This is a genomic window from Butyrivibrio proteoclasticus (assembly GCF_900115735.1).
In the GTDB taxonomy this organism is placed as follows: domain Bacteria; phylum Bacillota; class Clostridia; order Lachnospirales; family Lachnospiraceae; genus Butyrivibrio; species Butyrivibrio proteoclasticus_B.
This window is the reverse complement of record NZ_FOXO01000001.1, coordinates 186,169-210,518: the sequence shown is the minus strand read 5'-3', so window position 1 is coordinate 210,518 and position 24,350 is coordinate 186,169. Positions and strand designations below refer to the sequence as shown.

General features: G+C 34.0%; 13 protein-coding genes. All 13 read right to left on the bottom strand.

The features are described from left to right. Nucleotides 1-31: 31 nt before the first annotated feature. The 13 genes from BM146_RS00850 to BM146_RS00790 all read right to left on the bottom strand — a co-directional run bounded on the left by BM146_RS00850 (nt 32) and on the right by BM146_RS00790 (nt 24,337). Nucleotides 32-3,979, bottom strand: a complete 3,948-nt coding sequence (locus BM146_RS00850) for an MraY family glycosyltransferase (RefSeq protein ID WP_074882951.1) — start codon at nt 3,977-3,979, stop codon at nt 32-34. Between the two features lie 549 nt (nt 3,980-4,528). Continuing rightward, complete coding sequence (locus BM146_RS00845) at nt 4,529-6,499, bottom strand: hypothetical protein (protein WP_074882949.1); 1,971 nt, start codon at nt 6,497-6,499, stop codon at nt 4,529-4,531. Between the two features lie 4 nt (nt 6,500-6,503). Then, nucleotides 6,504-8,507, bottom strand: coding sequence for a hypothetical protein (locus tag BM146_RS00840; RefSeq protein WP_074882947.1), 2,004 nt, complete (start codon nt 8,505-8,507; stop codon nt 6,504-6,506). Nucleotides 8,508-8,569: 62 nt separating this feature from the next. After that, nucleotides 8,570-11,920: a glycosyltransferase family 2 protein gene (locus BM146_RS00835; RefSeq protein WP_074882945.1), complete on the bottom strand. Its 3,351-nt coding sequence runs from the start codon at nt 11,918-11,920 to the stop codon at nt 8,570-8,572. Between the two features lie 4 nt (nt 11,921-11,924). Further along, nucleotides 11,925-13,166, bottom strand: a complete 1,242-nt coding sequence (locus BM146_RS00830; protein WP_074882943.1) for an ABC transporter ATP-binding protein — start codon at nt 13,164-13,166, stop codon at nt 11,925-11,927. Between the two features lie 8 nt (nt 13,167-13,174). Beyond that, nucleotides 13,175-14,137, bottom strand: a complete 963-nt coding sequence (locus tag BM146_RS00825; RefSeq protein ID WP_242949313.1) for an ABC transporter permease — start codon at nt 14,135-14,137, stop codon at nt 13,175-13,177. 1 nt (nt 14,138) lies between these two features. Then, on the bottom strand, nt 14,139-15,677 hold the full coding sequence (locus tag BM146_RS00820; RefSeq protein WP_074882941.1) for a class I SAM-dependent methyltransferase: 1,539 nt from the start codon (nt 15,675-15,677) through the stop codon (nt 14,139-14,141). 42 nt (nt 15,678-15,719) lie between these two features. Further along, nucleotides 15,720-16,811, bottom strand: a complete 1,092-nt coding sequence (locus BM146_RS00815; protein ID WP_074882940.1) for an acyltransferase family protein — start codon at nt 16,809-16,811, stop codon at nt 15,720-15,722. Nucleotides 16,812-16,837: 26 nt separating this feature from the next. Further along, entirely contained in the window at nt 16,838-19,504 is a 2,667-nt protein-coding gene (locus tag BM146_RS00810; RefSeq protein WP_074882937.1) for a glycosyltransferase, read from the bottom strand. Then, the gene (locus BM146_RS00805; protein ID WP_207649882.1) at nt 19,467-20,624 is read right to left on the bottom strand and encodes a glycosyltransferase; all 1,158 of its coding nucleotides are present in this window, start codon (nt 20,622-20,624) and stop codon (nt 19,467-19,469) included. Before BM146_RS00805 ends, BM146_RS00810 begins: the two co-directional genes overlap by 38 nt. A 266-nt stretch (nt 20,625-20,890) precedes the next feature. Then, entirely contained in the window at nt 20,891-21,811 is a 921-nt protein-coding gene (locus BM146_RS00800; RefSeq protein WP_074882934.1) for a glycosyltransferase, read from the bottom strand. Between the two features lie 25 nt (nt 21,812-21,836). Continuing rightward, complete coding sequence (locus BM146_RS00795; RefSeq protein ID WP_074882932.1) at nt 21,837-22,946, bottom strand: glycosyltransferase family 4 protein; 1,110 nt, start codon at nt 22,944-22,946, stop codon at nt 21,837-21,839. Further along, entirely contained in the window at nt 22,943-24,337 is a 1,395-nt protein-coding gene (locus BM146_RS00790; RefSeq protein ID WP_083413337.1) for a sugar transferase, read from the bottom strand. The genes BM146_RS00795 and BM146_RS00790 overlap by 4 nt, the downstream gene beginning before the upstream one ends. Between the last annotated feature and the right edge of the window lie 13 nt (nt 24,338-24,350).

The following is a 24,350-nucleotide window of genomic DNA, read 5'->3' as shown; positions in this document are numbered from 1 at the left end:
CTAATTTACCAATCATACAATAAGCATATTTTTATTCTTCCCTTACAACAGAACCATCAATATCATTATATATCTTCTTTATAATATTTCCTGCCTCATCATAAATAAAGTCAATACTGCTGTACCCCTCTGAACGAATAGTTAGCTTTCCATCGAGACCATAAAACTCTTTTTGAATAAGCTGTTTTTTTTCATTGTAAGTAAGACTTACATACCAGAACTGCCCCCCGTAAAGAACCGGATTATTATTAACATCATAATACCTTTCAATTGTATTATTACCTGCACTATCATATTCATATTCTACAGAAGACCAACCTTCTGCAAAAATCACAGGCGAATCATTTTCATCATAATAATCCTCTCTGATAATCTGATTTAAGTCGTTGAATATTCGCCTTACAATAGCATACCCCCAGACGTTAGTTGTTAACTCACCATCTGCATCCAGAAATGCAATTGTAATGAGATTACCTTTATCATCATATTCCTTATTATAGCCATATGCTCCACTAGCAAGTGCTATAGGTTCATCATCGGTACCAAAAAATTCCTCATGAATGATTTGATTTTTTTCATTGTAAATGCGCTTTACACAATAGTATAGGTTATTGTATAGAGCAGGATTTCCATCAACATCATAGTAACACTCTGCAATACATTTTCCAGCCTCATCATATTCGTATTCAACTGCAGCACATCCATTTTCAAGCAATATTGGCTTGCCTTCAACATCACAATATTCCTCTCTAACAACTTTTTTATTGTCATTATATTCCATTTTCACACATGAATACCCTTTAGAAATAATGACCGGCTCCATCTCTGAATTCAAGAATGTCTTTGAAGAAATATTTCCTGCCTCATCATATTCAAAGTTAATACCAAAGTAGCCATCAGGTTGTTCGAACTGTTGTCCATCTAATCCATAATATTCCTCATGAATTTTTCTCCAGCTATCATCAACCTTAATATGTGTGTCAAAATCAGGTGTCTTTCGATATGTAATTGATTCCACTTCAATTATAGTATCGGAAAGAGGAGCCGCTTTAAACTCATATCCAGAACCACTCCCGTTTATCTGAATCTCACATGTACAATCGCCATTTTGATCAAACATATCTGATGTTATGACTTTCTGACCTAGAACATTTTGCCCCCACGAATTACTTACAGACACTATAGCTAGTTCAGCGTTATTGTCAGAAGATAATCCATCTACGTGTAATTCATAGGAAACTGTGTATTTACCAGAATCTAAGTTTAAGTATGGTCCCTTTTCTAACGTTTCGTTCTTAGCCGCCAGACTAACTCCACCTTTGTTGGTCATATTCAGGCCATTCACAGATGCTATATATTGCATATCTACTTTATTAGCAAAATTATGAAAACCGTACAGGTGATATCCATTATTCTCCAAATAATTAATTACTTCAGCATCATTTGTGTATATAGCACTTGACTCAGAAATTGGCATATAGAGAAAACCATTCGAAAAATAATCCAATCTATTATCACCTACATTAGTAAGTACTGTAATGTTATTCTTATATGCCAATTCATTAGCATGAAGATAGGACAATCTAATATTTTTAACCATACTATTGTAAAACAATGGCATTTTATCAGAATAAATACTACCAGTAGTGTTATCTACTATTTGTTCTAGTATAGGAATCTCCATGTTAAAATCACTTTCATTTTTCTTATTTTCTTCTTTAATAATAGTGGTTCCCAACATTACTGAACATATAACTACACAGGTCGCACCAATCAGCTTAAGTACATTTCTTTTTCGTATATTCTTATGTAATATAATTTCATTCAAAATGCCATAAAAAAGTTTTGATATCGAAAATCCAACTCCAATTGAAATTGCTATAATCAGAACAGCACTCTTATTATTCAGTGAGAATACCTCAAAAGCTGTTTTAAAAAAAGCAATAATTGTTGGCAATGCCAGTATCCATAAAAATGAAAACAACGTTATAACAATTGGATTAAAATAGTCAGATTTTCTTGCAAATGACGGATTTTCATCTTCATCAATTTTTGAGAAAGCCAAAAACGTCAATGGATTATTGATTGGGTTAATGGCAATACTTTCAGATATGGTAACAATTGAAATAGAAGACAGTATGAGCATACAAAAATATTGCTTTTTCTTCCATAGTCTATAATTCATAATGCTAGCTAATAAAAAAAAGCCTAGTAGCAATAGAAGACCATCATTAAAAAGAGAATTAATATAATAATTCTCAATAAATGCATCTTTACCATCTATGATAACAGGTATATCTTGCCCCCATAGACTTAAGCGATAATTATGAATTGCATAATTTGTCTTTTCAAATCTTAAGCCCAAAGTCCTTGTATTAAATAACAGTCCAAGAATTTTCATAGGAATGCTATTCCAATTTTTATCATATATCCAAGAGTAAAATACACTTCCAAAAAAACTGAACGCAAGCACACCTTGAACATAAATAAATGACAAAATTCTAAATTTTTCAAATACGAATTTAATCTTAATAGGTGCAAAACTATATACCAAAAATGCCAAAGTTATAGCAAGTATGTAATATACCCCTATTATACTTGTTCGTCCGCCTGTAAAATTAATTACGCCAATCCCAATCAATGATATTATAAGATTTTCAACAAGTCCTATTCTCTTTTTACTGTTAATTATATATATAGCTAGCATTATAATAGTAAAAAAGTGAATAGATGTTACATTAGGATCGGAATACCCTAATGCTCTTTTCAAAGCCTCGTCTCCAACACGTATAACATATGAATAAATATTCGTAGCTGCCATAATATACGTGAACAATACAGAAAATACAGAAATCCCCCAAAAAATAATACCAATTTTCTTTTCATTCACTTCATAAGCTAAAGCAGCAAATAGATAAAATGCGCATGTGCAATAAATCATTCCCTCCCCATGAACCCAAAAATCAATCACCATAGCTATCTGCATAATCAAAAGAATGACTGCCACTGCACGATTTTTTATCATCCTAAATTCAATTGAAAATAGAAAAAGCCCCAACGCCAAAAATACAGGCAATAAGTTATTACAAGTATCCCAAATAAAAGATAAACTAGTATCATAAAATGCAAGTAAAAAAAAGATAATTGAGATAACAATTATTTTCATTTTGCCCAAAATAGATTCTAACTGTTCTAGCGAATGAACCTTCTGACATGTATTATTTCTCAAATTAAAAATCCAGTAATCAACAATATTTACAATTGACAAGCACAGTAGCATGATGCCCAAAACCATATTATACTTATTATTGATTCTCAATTCTTTTAAAAAATATATCCCCCAAAAAAGAACAGTTGCTACAGCATTTTTTAGTATTTCCCTTAAAATGGCATGCCTAAAACTATCTCCCACCCCTAAATCAAACCATAAATTAATTATATTTATTAATAAAAACATCACAAAAGCAAATAAAAATAACGTAATATCAGCCTTTATATCAAATACATTTGCATCAAAATTTACTAGTGTAAAATTATTACCCGCCTCCGTGCCCCAATCAATTCTAAGAGATGTTATTCTACTTAAATTAATATTTAACACGACCCTGTCATCTTTTTCAGACACCCTTTTTATAATAGAGTTATCCTCATTCATACCAGTGTTGTCTATATCATAATAAACCTGTAATACCCAATCGTTTTTTATATGATTATCAAAATTAATTACTAATCGTCTTATATCAATAGGTGTGTCAAAATCGACCCACATATAAGAGTCATCAGATAGTGTTATGAACGATTTCTTATCTCCTATCCATTCAATATCATGTGTACCTGAAATTTCATTCGGAGATATTGTCATTCTTTTACAGCTGAATACATTCCCTGAGATGATAATAATAATGTATGCAAATACAACGCTAATGCAAATTGCTGCACAAGCAAATTTTATTCTTCTTTTAGACTCATAACAAATCATTTTTAATACTCCTATTGTTTATCAATCCTTTGGAATACATATTTTGCTTTAACTCACTATTATCTCCTACTCTATCAGAGAATATATATATAGGTCTATGCTAGACCTCCATAAATTTTCCCAATATACTCCCATAATCCAAAGACACACCAGTTAAACTCCGCATACAAAGCAGATTATACATGTTGTACTCACCCAACCAGCAACAAAGCTCCTGTTAATACCACTATGCTACCCGTATAATACCAACAAAACTAAATAATGCTACTATCCCACAATACTGATATCATATGTAACAGCTTGACACTTATACTTGTAATACAATCAAATACTAGCGGAAGTCATTTTCCGCAAAGGCTAATGGCTCTATCCGGCAATTCTTTTATGTCTTCCACGGAATACAGAACTGCTATTACCCATACACCTGGAATCATTCCTCTAAAAAACGATTAACTTCCTCAAATTGTGTAAATTCCTTTAGCACTCTTGCTAAAAGAAGACGATAGTTTGTATAATCAAAAAAATTCTGTTCCCATGAGATTCATGACTTTAAATAATCATTTTTGTCATAGATTCAAACCAAATTCGTATAAACTGCAAAATCCATAAAAAAATTATTGTTGCTGCCACTATATTCTTCATCAAACGATTTTTGAAAGATACTATGTCACTATCGCTGAACGTTACTATTGAGAGATTATCTGCCACAATTCCAAAAATAAATCCGACTAGTAAAACAACTATAATAACATATCTCCCCTGTGATTGATAATCACGGTAGTAAGATTGTATTACTGACAATATAAATACAACAATACTTGATAATGTCAAATTCGCAAAAATCAGATATATCAACTCATTTTGCTTTTTAAAAAACATAATTACAGCAAATATTATTGTTACAAAAACAATCAACGCATAGTACTCTCCATATTGCAAATCCGGAATTGGAATATTCAAGTACCCAAAACAGGCTATTAGGCTTCTTATCGTTCCTACTATCCACCCAGCATGATTCTGCAATAACATATCAATGATTGAATTACTATTCGCAGCTCCTGGATTATACTGTACCAATGTCTGACCTTGTTCAATCAATTCTTGACGTGATAATTCCTCAGACGCAATTCCAAGAAAATCCCCATTATGCAATAATGCATTTCTAACAAAAAAGAAGCCCGAAAAACAAATAGTTATTATAGCTATAAAAACAGCTCTCTTAAAAATAAATATAACTTTATTATCAATTGTTTTGTCTACTAAACATGAAATAATACAAAATCCACATGCAAAAGCCCCCCATAAGCACACTGTATAGTATGACAATAAGCAAAGTGCAAAAGCCGCTGCTAAACCAATGCAGCTTCCTAAATTCCAATTTAACTTATATCCTCTTACTAAAAAGTATACCCCCATAGCCACCGCTGTTAGGGATATGGAATCATTATTCAGATACATTCCGCAAAACATCACTTGTGGAACAAAACATGTAATTACTGCAAAAGAAAACGATGCAATTCTCCTTTCAAAGATCTCATTTCCAGTTTTCAGGCAAAAATAGCAAGTGAATGCTGTTGCTATAACACTTGGCATACGGGACATAGTTACAAGTACATTACTATTTTCTGTTATAACAGAAGCAATCCTCATAAAAGCAGCGCCTATTAGCGATGTCAAATATGGTCTTAATGCATATGAAAAACCCCAGCCAGGAATCATAACCTCTTGTTCATACCCTATTGGAAGTGTTCCTGTTCTAAAAATATAATCTGTCAAAATGAAGCGCGCATACTCATCAGGACAATATTTAGTGGATAACATTATCCCACCACTTAGGCAAATAAAAAAAACAATAAGAACTAATATCCTCTGCTCTGGGTACAGCTTTTGCCTTTTTATTTCATCTTGAATTGATTTATTTGACACGAGTATCACAGCCAATATGGCAAATAAATCTACTATTAAACAGTACATTATAGCGCATACAATAGTTCTTATTCTGATTATCGCAAAGTATCTTTCAATCGAATCATAACTGGAAATATCAATGCCAATGTATGGATCATCGCCATTAGTACAAATAACTAAACCATCTGGATCATCAAGTTTTACGATTAAATCATTCTGTATTTCTTGACTCACTACCCTATCAAGCTCTAAATCAAAATTTTCTGCACCTATTACTATGCTCATATCATGAATAATAATAGTATTATTGCCGTATCCTAAGTCCAACCGAAGATTATTAATATCCATCTCTATAGGAATTTCAAAATAAATTGCACTATCACCAGCATTTACATTCTGTGCAACAGAGCAATCTTCAGTAAAATCCAATTCGTCTTCATAGTAAACTTGAAACCAAAAACTATTATCCGACGTAACTATAGTCTCAAATCTTAATTTTTCATAATCAGGATTGCTGACAGTCATATTAAAAATGACTATATTAATAATAATCAGCATTACAGCCAAAAAAAAATAACTTCTATTATTCAATATCGTTACAAGCTTTCTCATAGTATCATACCTTCATTTTGCAAGTTCTCTTCCAATCGATACATGTGTTTATGCATAAACCAATTAGAATACAATAAAAGACATAAGCACCCGCTGAATAGCAAGCATAAAAGCTACTCCATTCAGAAAAATTCCTTTCTGACTGCATTAGAACAATTATCCACATTGTAATAATAAGACCAAGCTTTAATACCAGTGGTAATACGTCTTCTTTTTTCTTTTTTACAACACTGTTAATAAATATTACAATTTCACCAATTGTAACAGCAAAAACAAAGAAAACCACAAAACTAGACAACCTTTGAATAACTATCACTGCATTTTTAAATAACCTTTCATTTTCTTTATAGTTTTCTAATTTTTGTACTGCAGCTTCATTTGGTTGATAGTAAGAAACATCGTCGATGTAGTATTCAATGCCATCAATGCTAATTCCATTTACAAAGTTATTAAGATAGTCCTCATAAACAGGCTTGTTGTTAAGGCTGAGTCGAATCTTTATACTGCTCTCCTCAACATTAAAATCCTCATCTGTTAAAACATCTAATTTTACTCGGGAGCATTTTGCCTGCTCAACCTTTTTAGCATCATATACATCTTGGGAATCCACAAATTGAATCTGAATCACCTTACCTTCTTTATCAATCAGCAAGATTTCTAACTTGTCTTGTCCATTTTTAGGAAAAAACCATCCGGTAATTGTCATAGACTGACTAAGTTCATTTTTAGAAACCAATTCTTCATTAGTAAAATCCTCAAACAACAATGTATATTGATTATCGCTTGCAAAATCCGTGTATCGCCACTCTATATCAATAGGATTAAAATGAAAAACATTATCTAACCCCTCTACAACAGAATACTTAATCATTTGAGGAATGTCTTTGACAGTAAGTGGCGCACTAAATGGTGAAATAGCTATAATATTTCTTTTTTTTAGCTTTCCTGAATCAAAAGCATTCTTCAAATCATCACAGATTTGTTTATAATAAAGATCACACTCTATAGGATTAGTGTACAAATTCAAGTTATCTGCCGCATATCTTAAATTCCATGCGTATAAATCTATCCATACTTCTCCTTTTTCATTCTGAGAATCCCATCCTAACAAATCGCGATTATCTACAAGTTTCTTAAGATTTGGACTAACATCAGCAGCCTTATGTAACGTTTCCATCGATACATACACTCCCTCATATTCCTCGGTTGGCTCAATTGCCATTATATACTTACACATTTCTGCAAAATGCATTTCATTGAAATCCGAGGTCGCATATATACCATAATTAAAATAATTAATTGTCTTCAAAGTGGTTGTAATAGCAATTCCAATAATAAATGGTATTAACAATGCTATTATTTTTCTTAATACTATAAAACCTTCCGCATTAATAATAATAACTGCTACAACTATAGAAACTCCAATCATAAACAATGTCATCCATATGTGATCATACCTTACTATTCGATAAAAACCATATATTCCCCCCGCCAACAATAAATAGAGCAAAGAACTTTTCCTCATATTTACTCTTCCTATAATGCCTATATACAATGCCGCAATATAAACTGTCAGCACTGGCACAAGTGCTGTACAATAAATTCTCCCGCCGACCTTAGGCGCAAACATTACAGGACAAAAGAGTGTAATGAAAAAAGTCAAAAACGCTTTTAATGTATCTTGAGTCAAATCCTTCATAGTCTTAAATAAAAGCAGACATCCACTACTATACAATATGCCAAGTAATACAGAATACCTAGTATTTAATAAATTATTTAGCCACAGAAACATCCCATAGCCAGGAAGCTTTAGTAAAGTATAAAAGGAATAATCACCAAGAAAAAGGTTATCCTCCCCAAGTAAGTTAGCATATGATACCATTAGCATATCATCAACCCCAGCAGCATCGATTGGATAAAGGGGTAGCATACTCTGAATATAAACTCGCATGACACAAAACATCAATACTACAATACTAATTTTATTGACATGTAGCTTTCTAAACATTCTTTCCCGTACTCCTATTACTTTACTTACTCATTCTTTAATCACATAATATATAGTATTAATCACAAAATAAGTTCACCAACTCTGACATCCTGTATATCATCAAGCAAAACCACATTCACAAATCGCAAAAACACACTATACTTCCTATTTTTCTCAAAGGAACTATTAGAAAAACTCGCATCAAACCCTGTCTTACTTAAGAATTTCACCTCTGGTATAGCCACAGCTACATCTGAACGTTCCTTTAAAGGAAGCTCACACTCATAAGCACTTCCATCATCATTCAGAAGAATAAGAGACATTTTGTACTGATAATGCATATCTCCATTACAGAAGGCCCAGCCGTTAAATCTCAGACCCTCGTCACATTTTCCCCAATTATCAAAATAGTATCTAACATCGCACGTATGCTCATGATATTTGAAGTCAGAAATCCATTTGCACGAACAGTATTTCCTCCTAAACCATGGGTTTCTCATTACACGTCTGAAGTTTTCTTCCCAATAAATATGAGACGTACCATCTTTCTCGATTGTCTGAATTCCAAGCCTATATGGAATTATGTCCATCCTTATACAAGTTGCGTCAATTATGCATTCAAAGCCACACATTACTAAATCTTTACGGCCTTCAAATGCTTCAACCAAATCTTCTCTTTTCATATTTACTATAGGCGATTTAGATTTATATCCATATATATCCTCAAAAACAAGATAGCGTTCAAGATCAGCATTATCTGTTCTTCCCATTATGAATGACCACCCATAAATTCTAATCACATCATCAGCCATAATTACTTGATCAATGGAAGCATTTGTATGGGGAGCAGACTCATAATCATCAAAAACAGATATCTCATCAACATTATCACTTATGTCAATCTCCGCACCGTAATAATAATGAAGATTATGGTTAAGAAACGGATCTCCGTTCTTAAATAAAGGATGTCGCCTATATAGTCTTTGAAGTTCTCCAGAAAGCCTAAAATACTTATTTTGATCCTCAAAATCAGATCCTCTGCTCAATGACTCATAATGATATGCATATACATCCTGTCTTATAACAAGATAGTATCCAAGTTCATGAACTTTGAAGCAAAGATCAACATCGTTATATGCCACAGCGAAGCTTTCATCAAAGCCGCCAACCTGATTGAATACTTCTTTATCAATCAGTAGACACGCTCCCGTGACACAACTCACATTGTAATCTGATCTGTTAAATCCAAAATAACATATCTGTTGGTCATCTTTTCTTAGAAAGTTATGGGATGGTCCCTCTTTGATATTGGCTACCCCTGCATGTTGAATTATCGTTGACATTGGATAAAAAAGCTTAGCACCAACTACGCCAACATTTTCCTGAATTGCTTGTCCAAGTAAACGATCAAGCCAATCTTCCTGAAAAATCTCGATATCATCATTTAAAAACAGATAATATTCCTTTTTGGCTTTTTGAGCCCCAATATTACACATCTTAGAGAAGTTAAACTGAAATTTTTCATACACATATGCACAGTCGTTGTCTAAAAGATATCTTTGTATTAATTCTCTATTCTCATCAGAGCTTCCATTATCTACTACAATAATTTCATAATTCTTATATGTTGTATATTTTTTTATAGAGCTAATACATTGTTTTAATATAGGATAATTGTCTTTCGATGGAATAATAATGCTAACACCAGGATTTCCGACCGGTTCATATACTACACGATACTGGGATACATCACTTACGAACTCCAAATGTCCGGCGATATTTCTTCTTTTTAAAGCCTCTTCTTTTGCTCGCTTCGCAGCATCAGCAGCATAATTCTTAGAGCCCATAGCATATGCAACCGACTCTTTTCTTTCTCTCCAGTGATATAAAATTTTACTTATATGACCAACCCTTGCATTATCTGTATTTTCCATAAACCTCAGAACAAAGTCATAGTCCTGAGATCCATTAAACTCTGATCGTAACCCCCCAGTCTTTTTTACTATCTCCATCCTATATGCAGACAGATGATTAGTATAATTCAAACTCCAAAATAAGTCCGGAGACCAATCAGGCTTAAAGAACGGCATATGCCTAATTTTTCCGTCCTCTGTTATCTTATCTTCATCTGTATATATAAAATCCAAATTCGGATTCTCATTTAGTTTTTTAGCTATTTCATAGAGTGCATTTGCTGCCAGAAGGTCATCACAATCCATAAAAACCAAAAAGTCACCTTTTGCAACTGCAATTCCATCATTAGTTGCTGTTGATATATGGCCATTAGTCTGTCTATAAATTACAGTTACATGTTCATCATTTTCATATTCCTTTAGTGTAGGAACTACATTCTCCCATGTAGAACAATCATCAACTAAAATTAGTTCATAGTTGCCATATGTCTGTGATAAAACTGAATCAATAGCCCCTCTAAGTTGGCTATCCTCTGTATTATAAACAGGAACAACTATAGAGAAACTTGGAGTATTATCTAATACTGGGGCATCATCAATGTCCGAATTTTTCCTGAGCCACCTACGATACTTAATAAGATCATATTCATTCTCAAGATGGTATTCTTCTTTTTCATCTTCAGATTTAGATGTTTTTCCATTTTTTTGCTTTTTTAAGCTTCTGCTACCTGTTCCAATATATTCAATCAAATCTTCGAGAGGTACGCTATTATTGCAATCATTTTTAATACATTTCATCTGTTCAATATACGCAAGTATTCCATCAAGAACCTGCTTCTTTGACTCATCATCAAAAAGATTTCCAAAAATTATTCGATCATTTCCAATTCTTGATTGATTCTCACTTGGAAAAGAAAATAGCACATCATATAAATCGCTGTTTTCTCTTACTTCTCTCTGAAATCCATAATTATCATAGAAATCAAACATGAACGTCTTGTAGTGATTGCCATGCACGTTCTTTATAGCAGTCTCTGAGTTAAGAATTCCTGGATAAAGGAAATAACTGTTATATTTACAAGAAGCTGTTTTTTTGGCCTCGCCAACCACACGCTGTCCATCGCCATCCCAACTACTATCAAATATAAAAGAATCTGAATCAAACAATCCCATTTCACAAAAATATTTGTTTAATTCTTCTTTATCATCTTTCAGAGCTGAGATGCTTAAATATTTTAAATTCTGTACTCCATGTTTTTGTAATACATGATACAGATAATATCCCCCATCTAAAAAAAAGAGATTGTTATTGCCTTTGCTCTTCATAGTCCAATTAAATATTGCGTAATAGAACGGACCTCCAAAGAGTAATCCAAAAGTGTACCATATATTATCATTTCTCTCAAAGAGCTTATAAAATCCAGCTTTTATCTCATCTCTATGAGTTTCAGATTTAACATACCCACCTAGATTACTCAATGTTATCTCTATAAATCTATCCTTATTATTAGCTGACATTGATTTATACTCCCGACTTCCATGAATGATTAAGCACTACAATTCCCTCACCTACATAATCCATCTTAACAAAAAATGTCTTTATCTTAGCGCTGTAATCAAGATTTACTATCCCTGCCTGATCAAAAATTCCAACATCAAAATAGTATTCGCCACCAATAAGGTTGAAGCAGTCATATACCAGTTCAATTTCGTTGTAACCTTTTTTCCATGGAATCTTAACATTATCAAGTTTGGTATTGATTCCGCATATATATTCGTTATCTATCCTCCTGATGGCTACGCCAAGCAAGGGATTTTCTATGCTTTCGTCTGCAACCAGATAACTTACCTTAAGAACTACCTTCTGACCATGCTTTATTTCCTTGATTTCTCTTTTCATCGAATCCATCATGTAAAGGTCTTGGATCTTTACAATATCTATTCCAGAAACATCTATCTCTTTCTCGGGTTCAGTTAATCCTGTATTCTCATCTTTCTGTGCCAGATACTGCTCTATTGGCATCTCACTCTTTAAAAAATCAAGATAACGGTCAGTAACTTCATCTGTGTTACCATCAAGAATTAGTTTTCCTTGATTTAGCCAAATAGCTCTGTTACAGAACCTTTTTACTGCATTGATATCATGCGTTACAAAAAGGATTGTCTTACCTGCCTCAATAAACTCAGTAAACTTGTCCATACATTTTAGCTGAAACCTCACATCGCCTACTGCAAGTGCTTCATCGACTATCAGTATGTCCGGATCTACATTTATTGCTACAGCAAAAGCCAACCTTACAAACATACCGCTTGAATATGTCTTGACAGGCTGATCTATAAATTCACCTATATCTGCAAACTGTAGAATATCCGGTATTTTCTTTTCAATTTCCGCCTTACTGATATGCATCATGGTAGCATTGAGGTATATATTCTTTCGCCCTGTATACTCCATATTAAATCCAGCGCCCAATTCCAATAGAGCTGCAACCTTACCTTTAACTTCTACATTACCCTCAGTCTGGTTTAGTACTCCTGTGAGAATCTTTAAAATTGTAGATTTGCCAGAGCCATTTCTTCCTACAACACCTACAATCTCACCCTTACCAACTTCAAAAGACACATCATTGAGTGCATAATAGTTCTTGGCATATACTTTTCCTTTTCCGCCAATTCCCAGCGCTTCCCTAAATCTATCCTTAGGATCATCGTACATCTTGTAGATTTTTGTCACATGTTCCACTTTAACTACAGAGTTTTCCATAATATCTCCTACAGTACATCTGAAAAATGTACCTTTAATCTATTGAAAAATTTTACTCCACCAATATATATTGCAATTGCCACTATCCAAAAATATGCTGTCCAAACAGGTTTATCCCAAAACCATCGTTTATATAAAATTGCATCCCTGAAGCCATCAATTATGTAGAAAAACGGATTTATTTTGAAAGCAACAAGCAGGGCCGGAGACAGAGTAGCTTCAGCATTCCACATAATAGGTGTGAGCCATGTGCCAATTACAAGCAAAATATTTATGATCTGCGTCATATCTTTGAAGAAAGCTGTACTTGCAGCAGAAAAATAGGATAATCCCAATATAAGGAAAGCTGAAGCAAAAATGTAGTAAAAAATCTGAACTGTATATAAATCAATGCCAATACCGTAAACACATGCTACTAGCAGTAGAAATGCCAAGAAGAAAACATGGACAAAAAGTGCAGAGACAACCTTAAGTACAGGCAATATTCCGACATTAAAAACCATCTTTTTTACTAGATAGCTATATTCCATAAGAGAAGACGCTCCTCCATTGAGTGCTTCCTGAACATAAAACCATGGAATAAGACCTGACATAAGAAATAAAATAAATGGATAGTCACCTACATTTCCCGAGCGCAGTCCAACTTGAAATACAAACCAATATAACAAAAGCGTTATAATAGGATTAACAAATGCCCAGAACACACCAAATATGCTTCCGACAAATTTGGCCTGAAAATCGTTCTTGGCAAGATCCCAAAACATATCCCTGCTCCTATATATGTCTAGCGGAACCCTGAATATCGTTTCAATGTTCCTTAGACAATATATTCCCAAAGCATCAATCAACAGACACAAAAATATGCTAATATACATACTTATCCTGTCGTGTATATTAAATGCCAAAAATATATTGGAAATGACTGCTGCTAATATTATTATTACTGCTGCGATAATCTTCTTTTTTTTCATATTACTGCACCAAAGCCTTTATCCTTCTTTTTAATCCCCTCAATACTCTTTTGCCAAACCTTAGAAGTCTTACTCCCGGAAATCTTCTGTAATGCTCAACTGCCTGTTCAAACACGTTAATTAACCTATTTTTCTCATTGATGATAGCATCCTTTTCCGCAATGACTTTATCAAGGTTAACAATATAAGTATCCTTGCTATCAGCTAATGCCTGATATGAGCCAAGAAGAATTATCTTTTCATCTAGTTGCTTTCTCAGGTTTTGTGCTTCTTTTTCTGCCGTAGCACAATAAGCGATTTTTTCCTGTTCAAATTTATATCGAAGAACATCTTTTTCATTTTTATGCTCAGCCAGATTAGTATCAATCTGATTTTTTAAATCATTAATTATATTTTCTTTATCATTCAAGCAACTAGAATAGTCATCTACCAGTTTTCTTAATTCTGATGCTCTTTCCTCAAGAGAATCGACATATTCTTCACCCCGAAGAATAAACTCTGCATCAATTGTAATTGGTTCCTCATTTCCTTCAATAGAGATAATGACCTGCGGATCATTTCCCTTAAGTAGTACCTCTTTGCCAAAATCAATACAATTTAAGTACTGTAATGTAAGCACTTTAGTTCCCTGTCTGACATTGAGATATTTCAACAAACATCCCTGAAATTCAACAGGATCAAATCTCAAACAGCGTAGATCCTTAGTATTTTCTAACCTGTAGTTAACATAATATGCTCCATTATTGGATAACAATGCCTTTATAGGTATAATATCCCTCTCGTTAAAGCCCTGTCCTCTATCCAAATAAATATGACTATATACATAAGGTTTTTTTAAATGGTAGTTATCTTCAGTGGTATCTACCGGTGTTTTTTGCATGGTGATAATGAACTGATATATCTCACCAGTCTTTCGCTCATTGAGAATATTCAAAAATAACTGTGGTGCATTTATCTCTGCTCCTCTAAATTGCTCTGTTAGCCCGGTCTTCTCATATGTAGCTTCGACTGTCTCAATATATAAATCTGAATTCTTAGCAAAGTCTTCAAGATTTTCCAGTCCCCAAAAATGCACATGAGTGTCATCCATAAGTCCTACACTTGTATAATCAACCCTGTCCATGTATGACTTTAAAATAATATCATTGTGTGTGATATTAGGGATAGAAATAAGTACCTTCCCATCCTCTGCGAGCATATTGCCTGCTGCCTTTAGCACCTTAACAGGTTCACTAAGGTGCTCCAGTACGTCAGCAAAGATTATTGCATCAAACTTTATGTCTTGGAACTTAGTGGTCCACTCATATTTCTGAATATCTCCGCAAATGCCATCCTTAGCGTATTTTATCGCGCTTTCATAGGCTTCACTGTCATATTCAACGATATAAACAGTACAATCTAATGCCTCTTTCATATAGCGTGTCATTCTGCCGAATGAGCACCCAAATTCCAGCACAGTCATCCCACGCTTAAGTTTCTTAACAATTATTCCGGTGGATGTCGTTTCTGACAAATCCATCTCAAAATTATACTTTGACATTACTTATCTCCTGATTCTCATCCTATAGCATAAAATGCCTAGTTAGGACATTTCATTACGTATTCCATTTATTGCAAGTTGTATTATCCAAGACATAAGAATTCCTACAGCAGTAGCAAGAATTACAATAACTGCTTGTGCCAATATGTAATTCTTATTTGTGATAAGCACAATCAGTTCTGAATTTGATACAAGGTTCTGTATTACGAGTAAATGAAAAACATATATGCCATACTGATGTTTCGCTAGCAATCTAATGAATTGTGATATTCTGCTTGAGCCAAAAAATTCCGGCACTTCGAGTATGCACCAAAAAAATAGATTTATTGCTAGTAAGATAGCAATAACAGAATGCCAGCCATATCCAGAAACATTATCTGTATGAATACCATATTGCATTCCTAAAATCCCATAACCTATAACTCCGCATAAAGATGCTATTATTCCAATGCAACTAAAAAAATTTTTCCGAATAATACAAGTGCCATATTTATTCATTAAATGTGCCACAGCCATCCCAAGAACAAAGTTATCCAAGTCCGTAATTATCGTTTGCCTGCTCAAGTAGAATGAATCATATGTTCCATAAATCGGCCCCCAGTGTAGGAATATATACTTCATAAGTATAGTAATACTCACACTAAAAACTACAAATATGGTATTAAATTTGCACAGCATTTTATTGAGTACCGGAGAGACGATATAAAACATTGCAGTAACGGACATAGTCCATAAAACTCCATTTACTGCGCTAACTCCCGGTAATATATTTTGACAAAAGAACATGGTTGCAATAACACTCTTTATCCCCTCTTTCGACAACCATCCTGCACCACTCGAAAAAAACAATACGATAACAATCGATAAATAATACTCAGGAGCTATTCTAATGAACCTTTTTTTTAAAAACAGCCAATAATTCTCACTTTGTTTTTTCAGAGATTGGTATATAGACCAGCCACTTAATACAAAGAATCCGGTAACACCAACTTCCCCACCAAGTATAATAATAGAAGATATTATTCTGTTATCTATTGGAACGCTACCATTAATTACCCATGTATGATAGACCATCACAAGCATGAGCATCATAACTCTAAAGCAGTCAGCCCCCATATTTCTACTATATTTCATTTTAAAACAATCTCTTTTTTTAAGATTTAGTACTTAATTTTCATCAATTTCTTAATGATTTTTTTGGCAATTCTCAATCCAATAAAATTACTTCTGGATAATCTCTGTACAAATCTATAAGTTGCAGAATTTGTAATTTCAGCATATCGTCTGAGATCCACATCAGTTTTCATCTCTGAGGTATTCCCATTTCCCAATTCACTGTTAATATACAAATATTCATAATCTGCAGTCTTCGTACTATTTAAGTCAGCAAGTGCCATTTGCATATATAATTCATCATAGTCGAGACGCATATCATCCAGAGTACGAACTTTTAACTGACTTTGTTCTTCTTTGATTCTATCAAGCTTCGTTGGATTATCCATTAAATTCTGAATAGCTTCTTTTATTCTCTTATCAAGATTATCCAATGGCAAACAACACTCTTGGCAAAACTGTCCCATTCTTTGTCCCAATGCTCCCATATCAGAAACAAGCACAGGCTTTTCGCACAATATAGCCTCACTCAATGTATACGAATATGTCTCAGGCCATATTGATAGAATACAAACCAAATCCACATCAAACTCTTCCATAAGTCTTGGGAGATCGTCATTGCTATAACCGCCAAACCAATAATAATTCTTTTGTATCAATCCACTCAGCTTATCATATCCAACTTTTCCAAAGAGAAACCAATTAACGTCAAGACCCGAGCCTTTTATAATCTCGTAGATTACTTTTCCACCCTTTTCTTCATTTATGCCGCCAATAAATGCTACATTCAATCTCTTCCTGTAACTGTTTTTGCTCTTTTTTTCTATATGCAAAGTATCTACAGCACCAAAGCAACCTATGTCTGTAACACAAATAGCTCTTACTTCAAAATCCTCCGACAAATATCTAAATGGTACTAATACCTCAAATCCAGTATCTTCCCTTCCATATTTATCTTTTACGTCCTCGCGGCTTACTTTTGATGTTGGAATTATGGCCTTGGAATTATTGGATGTAATTTCAAGATATATTTCGTTCTTCTTATACTTTGTCTCTGATTGATATACTGCCCATCCTACAAATTTATATGTTTCACCATAGGCCATCTTATCTTCGAGTTTCCACACAACTTTATCTGAAAGCTCTACATTATCAAATTTTTTTCTGTCGAATTCGTATCCATGCTCGATAACTTCCATTTTATTGGCAAGATCAGAATAATATGATGTAAAAATTTCTTTTACACTTTCATTGGGAAGAATAAGCTTGTCGCAAGCCCTCAAAATATGATGACATTTTACTCTCCATATTTTGATATAATCTATCTTGTTATATATGTTTTTTTCTTTCTCCAGATATTTTGTCCAAACATTTTCAGTATCATTTTCTTTGGAAATATAAATATGTCTTTCATCCAGTAATTTCTCAGAAGGACAGATCATAAAGTAATCATGAAGAGTAAAAAGTACAGGAACTCCCAGCTCATCTGCTATTTCAACAACATCAAACGACAATGTACATAAATGATGAATATGTACCATCTCTATATTAAATCCAAGGATAATATTTTCAAAAGCATTTCTGATTCTCGCGTCATTGAATGTGTAATAATCAGGTTTTCTTCCTATAAAAAATCTCCACGAAAATTCTTTATCCCTATGATAAAATGTTAAATTCAAATAATCGCGATCTCTAGCAGCAACAAAAACATTATACTTGTCTTTCATTTTTTGAGTCAGATGCTTTACATGTAACTGTGTTCCACCTACATTATCATCCGCTCCCTGCTTAAAATCAGATTGTAAAACATACAGTATATTTTTTCTGTTTTCCCCCATAGCAAAATACGGTTTCAGATTGTCTGAAACGCATCTATTTGGATTATCTCTTACGTGAACATCATTCGCATGCATAAGCTGTGGATAACGTTCCCTTAATATTCTGTCATGCTCTCTAATATATTCTTCTTTTTCTTTACTCAAAAAAGACTTGGTACCTGTATGAAGAATATAGGTATCATCGCACATCACATGTCTATAGCCCACTTGAATGGCTCTATTACAGAAATCATTTTCCTCTCCGTAACCTCTCTGAAAAGTAGCAGCATCAAACATTCCTATTGCATTTATCACTTCTCTTTTTATATACATACAAAAGCCATGCGCAACAGATATTTCAGGATACTTCTTCAAACTTACCCTTTCAACTGTTTCCGCTGTCTTCTCAAGTGACATATCTTCCGGAAGGGTGTTTTCCTCACAAAAATTAGGAACAGAGCATAATGTTGCATTATTTGACAACGGAGTGACTGTTCCTATTTGCTTTTCACGATATGCGCAATTTTTGATTTTTTCTAACCAATTAAATGTAACAATGGTATCAGAGTTCAACAATAATACATCATTTGTTTCTGACAAACTCATTCCGGTATTAATATTTTTAGAAAAACCATTGTTTACTTCATTGTGTATAACAATTACATTTTCTTTCTTTTGAGAATCAAGATATTCCTTTATCCTGGGATCAGTACTGTTATCATTTATCAATACTAATCTATTCGTTTTAAGGTCTGTGTACTTATATACACTTTCAACACATAGAACTAAATCTTCATATGCATTATATATAGGAATAATAATATCACACATAACATCCATAATAGGAACTCCATCTATTTCAAAGCATTTTTCTATATCTGATTCGATATAACACATCAGCTATCCACGCAGTGCTAATATCGTTTGGAATGTTCATTCCATATTCTTGTGGCATTTCAACATATTTAAAGCATTCTTTATACGCATCATTGTGTTCAAGTATTATCTGGCGAAACGAAGCTCTTTTATAATATTCTCCTACCATTTTTTTGAGCTCACTTATATCGCTTAACACTTTAACTAAAGAATCCGTATCCGGTTCTATAATAATTCCATTTCTGTTTTCTTTGACCAATTTTGCAATATTCCCAGACAATCCATTGGTTATTACAAAACATCTAGCTTTCAAGGCTTCAAAAAAAGTAAAACTATATGTTTCAGGTACAACCGAAAACAAAACTGCCACATCTATTTTTTTTTGAATCAACTGCTGAGTCATGTAATCATTGCCACGAAGCGCATTTTCAATCGGAACACATATTATATTTTTATTATTGGGACTATGGCTTCCCATATGATAGAAATTGTATTTCTCTCTAACCTCTTCAGAAAGACAATCCAATGCATTGTACCATAAGTCAGCTCCTTTTGCATGAATTCCATCTCCTACAAAAGCAACATTAAGCTTTCCGTTTTCGGGTATTTTGCGTACAGTCTGTTCAATTCCATTACTGATACGAAAATGGCCTTCAACTCTAACATTACCGGCATACATAGGAAAAACCTCTTTCCAAAACCCTGCTGCCGTCTCCGAAGGTGCAATAACAGTCACTTTATTAAATGTTCCAAGAAACCATTTTATTTTTTCAACCATTTGTAATGATTTACTGTAATATACGCAATCACTGCATTTACTTGCATACAATCTGGCATCACCACAAAAAGCAACGTCATTCTTTAAAAGATTTGTCTGAAAGCAGCAAGAATAGTAATCATGTACAAAAAAAACAATTTCTTTTGAAAATGAAAGAATTCGTTGTAAAGCATCCAAATTACTCCATTTAAGATGATGTATAAAGACTCCACAGCACTTCTCACGAGCCATAAGATTTCTTATTAATGAAGAAATCCTCTTTTCACTAAATACTCCTATAAATTCTCCACAAAAAGCCAATCCCCATCCCGAAATTTTAATTCCAATCTTCTTTATTACCGGGAAAAGCACAAATGAATCCAATCCATTTTTTGAACAGTAATCCACCTGATATCGTATATACTGATCAGTCCCTGAACTGCCTATAAAAGGATTTCTATAATGAACTATAATAAAAAAACTATTATTTCCTTGCAGTCTCACAATACCTAACCTTGCTTCTCTTTCCTTGTTGACCTAGTGATTATAAACTATTGATCATGATGATTCAAGTTGATGTAATAACGTATGCCACATCCCCTAATCTGGTAATTTCACACGGAACAAGTATTTAAGGCGCTTATTCAATATTACCGTTTCCTCAATACCACAAACACATCCCCCGCCCAGGCTTTAAAACGTGTATAGCAATCAAGCATAGTCAGCAATGAAATGATTCCCATTACATTCCTCGCGGAGATATACCTTTCTCTTTTCCTGTTAACCGTCTTGGACTTTTCCAGGATTCTAACAGACGATTCCGATAAACCAAGGACTTTCTTATTCTCCAGAAGCATTTCAGCAATATCAGCTGATTTCTTAGCCAGCCCCGAGCGTATCTCTCTAGTCTTATCATTTGAAGGGGTACTGACATGCATATGCCTTCTGTGGCGTACTAATGGCCTATTATATGAATATAAGGTTCCCCTTGCAATTGCTATGCACCAAAAAAACTGGTCATGAGGCCAGTTCTCGTCCCACATATCATCGATATATTGAATCAGTTTTCTCTTCATGGCATATGTACATCCCTGCCGCAGAGTTTCCTGGAAGGCGCCACTAAACGGTACCTTAGTAACTTCATCTTTTCCAAGAGAGGGCTGATAAACATATGCCTCTTTCCCTGTCTTGTTCTCAAAAGGCTCATGCCTTGACACCAATAGTTCAATATCCGAATTTTGAGAACAGATTTCACTCATTATTCTGATTTTGTCTTTGTCCCAAATGTCATCCTGATCGGAAAGAAAAATCAATTCGGCAGAAGATGACTTTATAGCAGACATAAAATTTCTTTTCCAACCAAGGTTGTCACTATTGACGGAAAGTTTCCAGTTACTATCCAGATTATGTTCTGATATAAAGTTCCTGATAGTAGCTACCGTTTTATCAGTAGAACAATCATCCTGTATGATTACTTCATCCGGCTGCTTAGTCTGAGTATAAATTGACTCAAGTTGTTCCAATATATACTTTTCACCATTGTATGTGCACATTACTACCGCAGTCGTCATTTTATATTCCTTAAATAAGTATTTTTTATTTGCATACAGTTTCCAGCGCTCTGATGTATTCTTCAGAAATCACTTTGTTTGAATATTTTTCAAGCAATATGTTCCTTGTCTCTTTTTCAACTGCTAATCCTTCGTTTTCTATGAGATTAGCCCATTCCTCTGCATCCATGGGATCATGTACATAATCTGCCTTACCTTCTGTTACCTCCAAAAGGGACGTTTCTCTGGTTGTGACAGTAGATGCACCTCTTATCATTGCCTCTATGGGAGGCATTCCAAAGCCTTCAAAAACGCTTGGAAAAAGAAATTTTCTGCAATTATCGTACAAAGTATTTCTTTCTTCGTTGGAGATAAAACCGGTATAAACCACCAAATCATCCAACGCATTACTACTAATAAAGTCAAACACCTCATTTACAGCGTTTACTGTCACACCGGAAATAACAAGCTTATATTTGTACCCTCTGTCTCTCAATATCTTCATTGCCTTAAGAAGAGTTATCAGGTTTTTATGCTTAGCCAGCGAACATACTGTATAGTAATACTCGTTCTTTTTGATTCCATACTTTTCAGAAACACTATCAAAATCCACAGTTCCAGACATGCAAATCGGATTGTATATAACTTCAACCTTTTCCGGATTTACTGCAAAATTCCGAACGATATCATTTTTGCAAAATTCTGAGATTGTTATTATTTTCTGTGATATCTTACAGTCGTTCTTCCAAGCCATCTTAAAATATATGTTTCTTATTTTTGAAAAATACTCAGGATAATGCAAGCTCTGAAGATCATGAATTACTGTAATCGTAGGAACATTGCCCATAAAAAATGGCCTTGAATAAACAGGAAAAAACCATACATCAATCTTTTCTTTTTTTGTATATTTAAAAAAATGAATATTTTCCCAAATCACTCTTTTAACAAAGCTGGCCGTATTAACCGGGCAAATGACCATTTCAAATTGTCTACTGTTATATTTTTGAAATGACTCAGCATTATCTTTAGAAGTAAATAACACAAATGTATGGTCACTTATATAGCTTTGGAATCCATCCAGTAAATTTCGTACATATGATTCTGTTCCACCGTTTTTCCCGGGTTTCACCCAGAGAAGATCAACTCCAATTCTCACTTTTCCTGCATCTTTCCCACTTCGTCCTCACTAAATCCCTTTGTACTATCTTTCTGAACAAGAATCTTTATTGTTTCAAAGATAATCTGAAGATCCAAAAGAAGTGAATAATTTGTTATGTAGATCAGATCAAGCTTGAGCTTATCAAGCGCTGATGTGGCGTAGTTGCCATAAACCTGGGCATAGCCTGTAAGGCCGCCCTTGACCTTGTACCTGTAGCAGAATTCAGGGATTTCCCCGATATACTTATCTACATGTTCAACTCTCTCTGGCCTTGGGCCTACGATGGACATTTCACCTTTTATGATGTTGATAAGCTGTGGAAGCTCATCGATCCTGAATCTCCTTATTATCTTACCCACTTTTGTGATCCTGTCATCTTCATCCTCTGCAGGATGAGGAATGCCGTCTTTTTCTGCATCTACAATCATTGAACGGAATTTCAGGATCATAAAGTGCTTTAGATCAAGAGTGATTCTCTCCTGCCTGTAGAATACAGGGCCGCCATCCTCCAGTTTAATCGCTATGGCAACCACAACAAATAACGGACTCAGGACAATTAGAGCAATCAAACTTAAAGCTACGTCAAAGAATCTTTTCGTATATCGCATAAAAGGGTTGATCCTATTGTTGCGGTTCATAAAAAGAGGTGTATCAATAAGGTTCAGCTCTTCTGCGCTTCTGGCTATGATATCGGATATCTTTGGTACGAAATATATTCTTTTATCACGGCCATAGCACATCTTTACTATCTTATTTTTTTCAAAGTCAGGTATATCATTTAAGAATACTGCATCGTAAGATGAAAGCTTTTTCTCGATAGCTGCATCACCAATATCATAAGAAACGCTTTCCACGATTTTATATTTGTAGGGGATTTCATTAATCTTCTCACAGAGAGCATTTTCTATTCCGCCATGGATTTCCAAGACTTCTAGTGGAGGGAAGTGCTTTCTGTAGATGTTTACCATTGGTATTACAAGAAGACAGTTCACAACTGACTGAAGAATAAATACCACAGAGTAAATAACTACAAAGTTAGGAAAAAATCTGAACTGTCCCGTGATAACGCAGGATATAAATAACTCAAGAAACGCTACTGACAAAAGCGTAAGTACCTGACCTGCCAGAATGTTGGCCTTACGCTCGACGCCAATCTTAAAGGCATGCATCCACTTGCCAATAATGTAATATAGAGAAAGGTAGATTCCCGTTGCCATACCAAGGTTACCCAAGCCCAAAAGGTGTCCGGTCTGGTTATTTACCTGAACAAACTCATACCAGGCGTCAAAGAATATGGTTGTAGATATAATAACTAAGATTACAAGGCATACTCCTCTGTAAAGATATTTTTTATTTTTTCTTGAAGTGTTTGAAACATTCTTCATCATGAATTCTTTTATT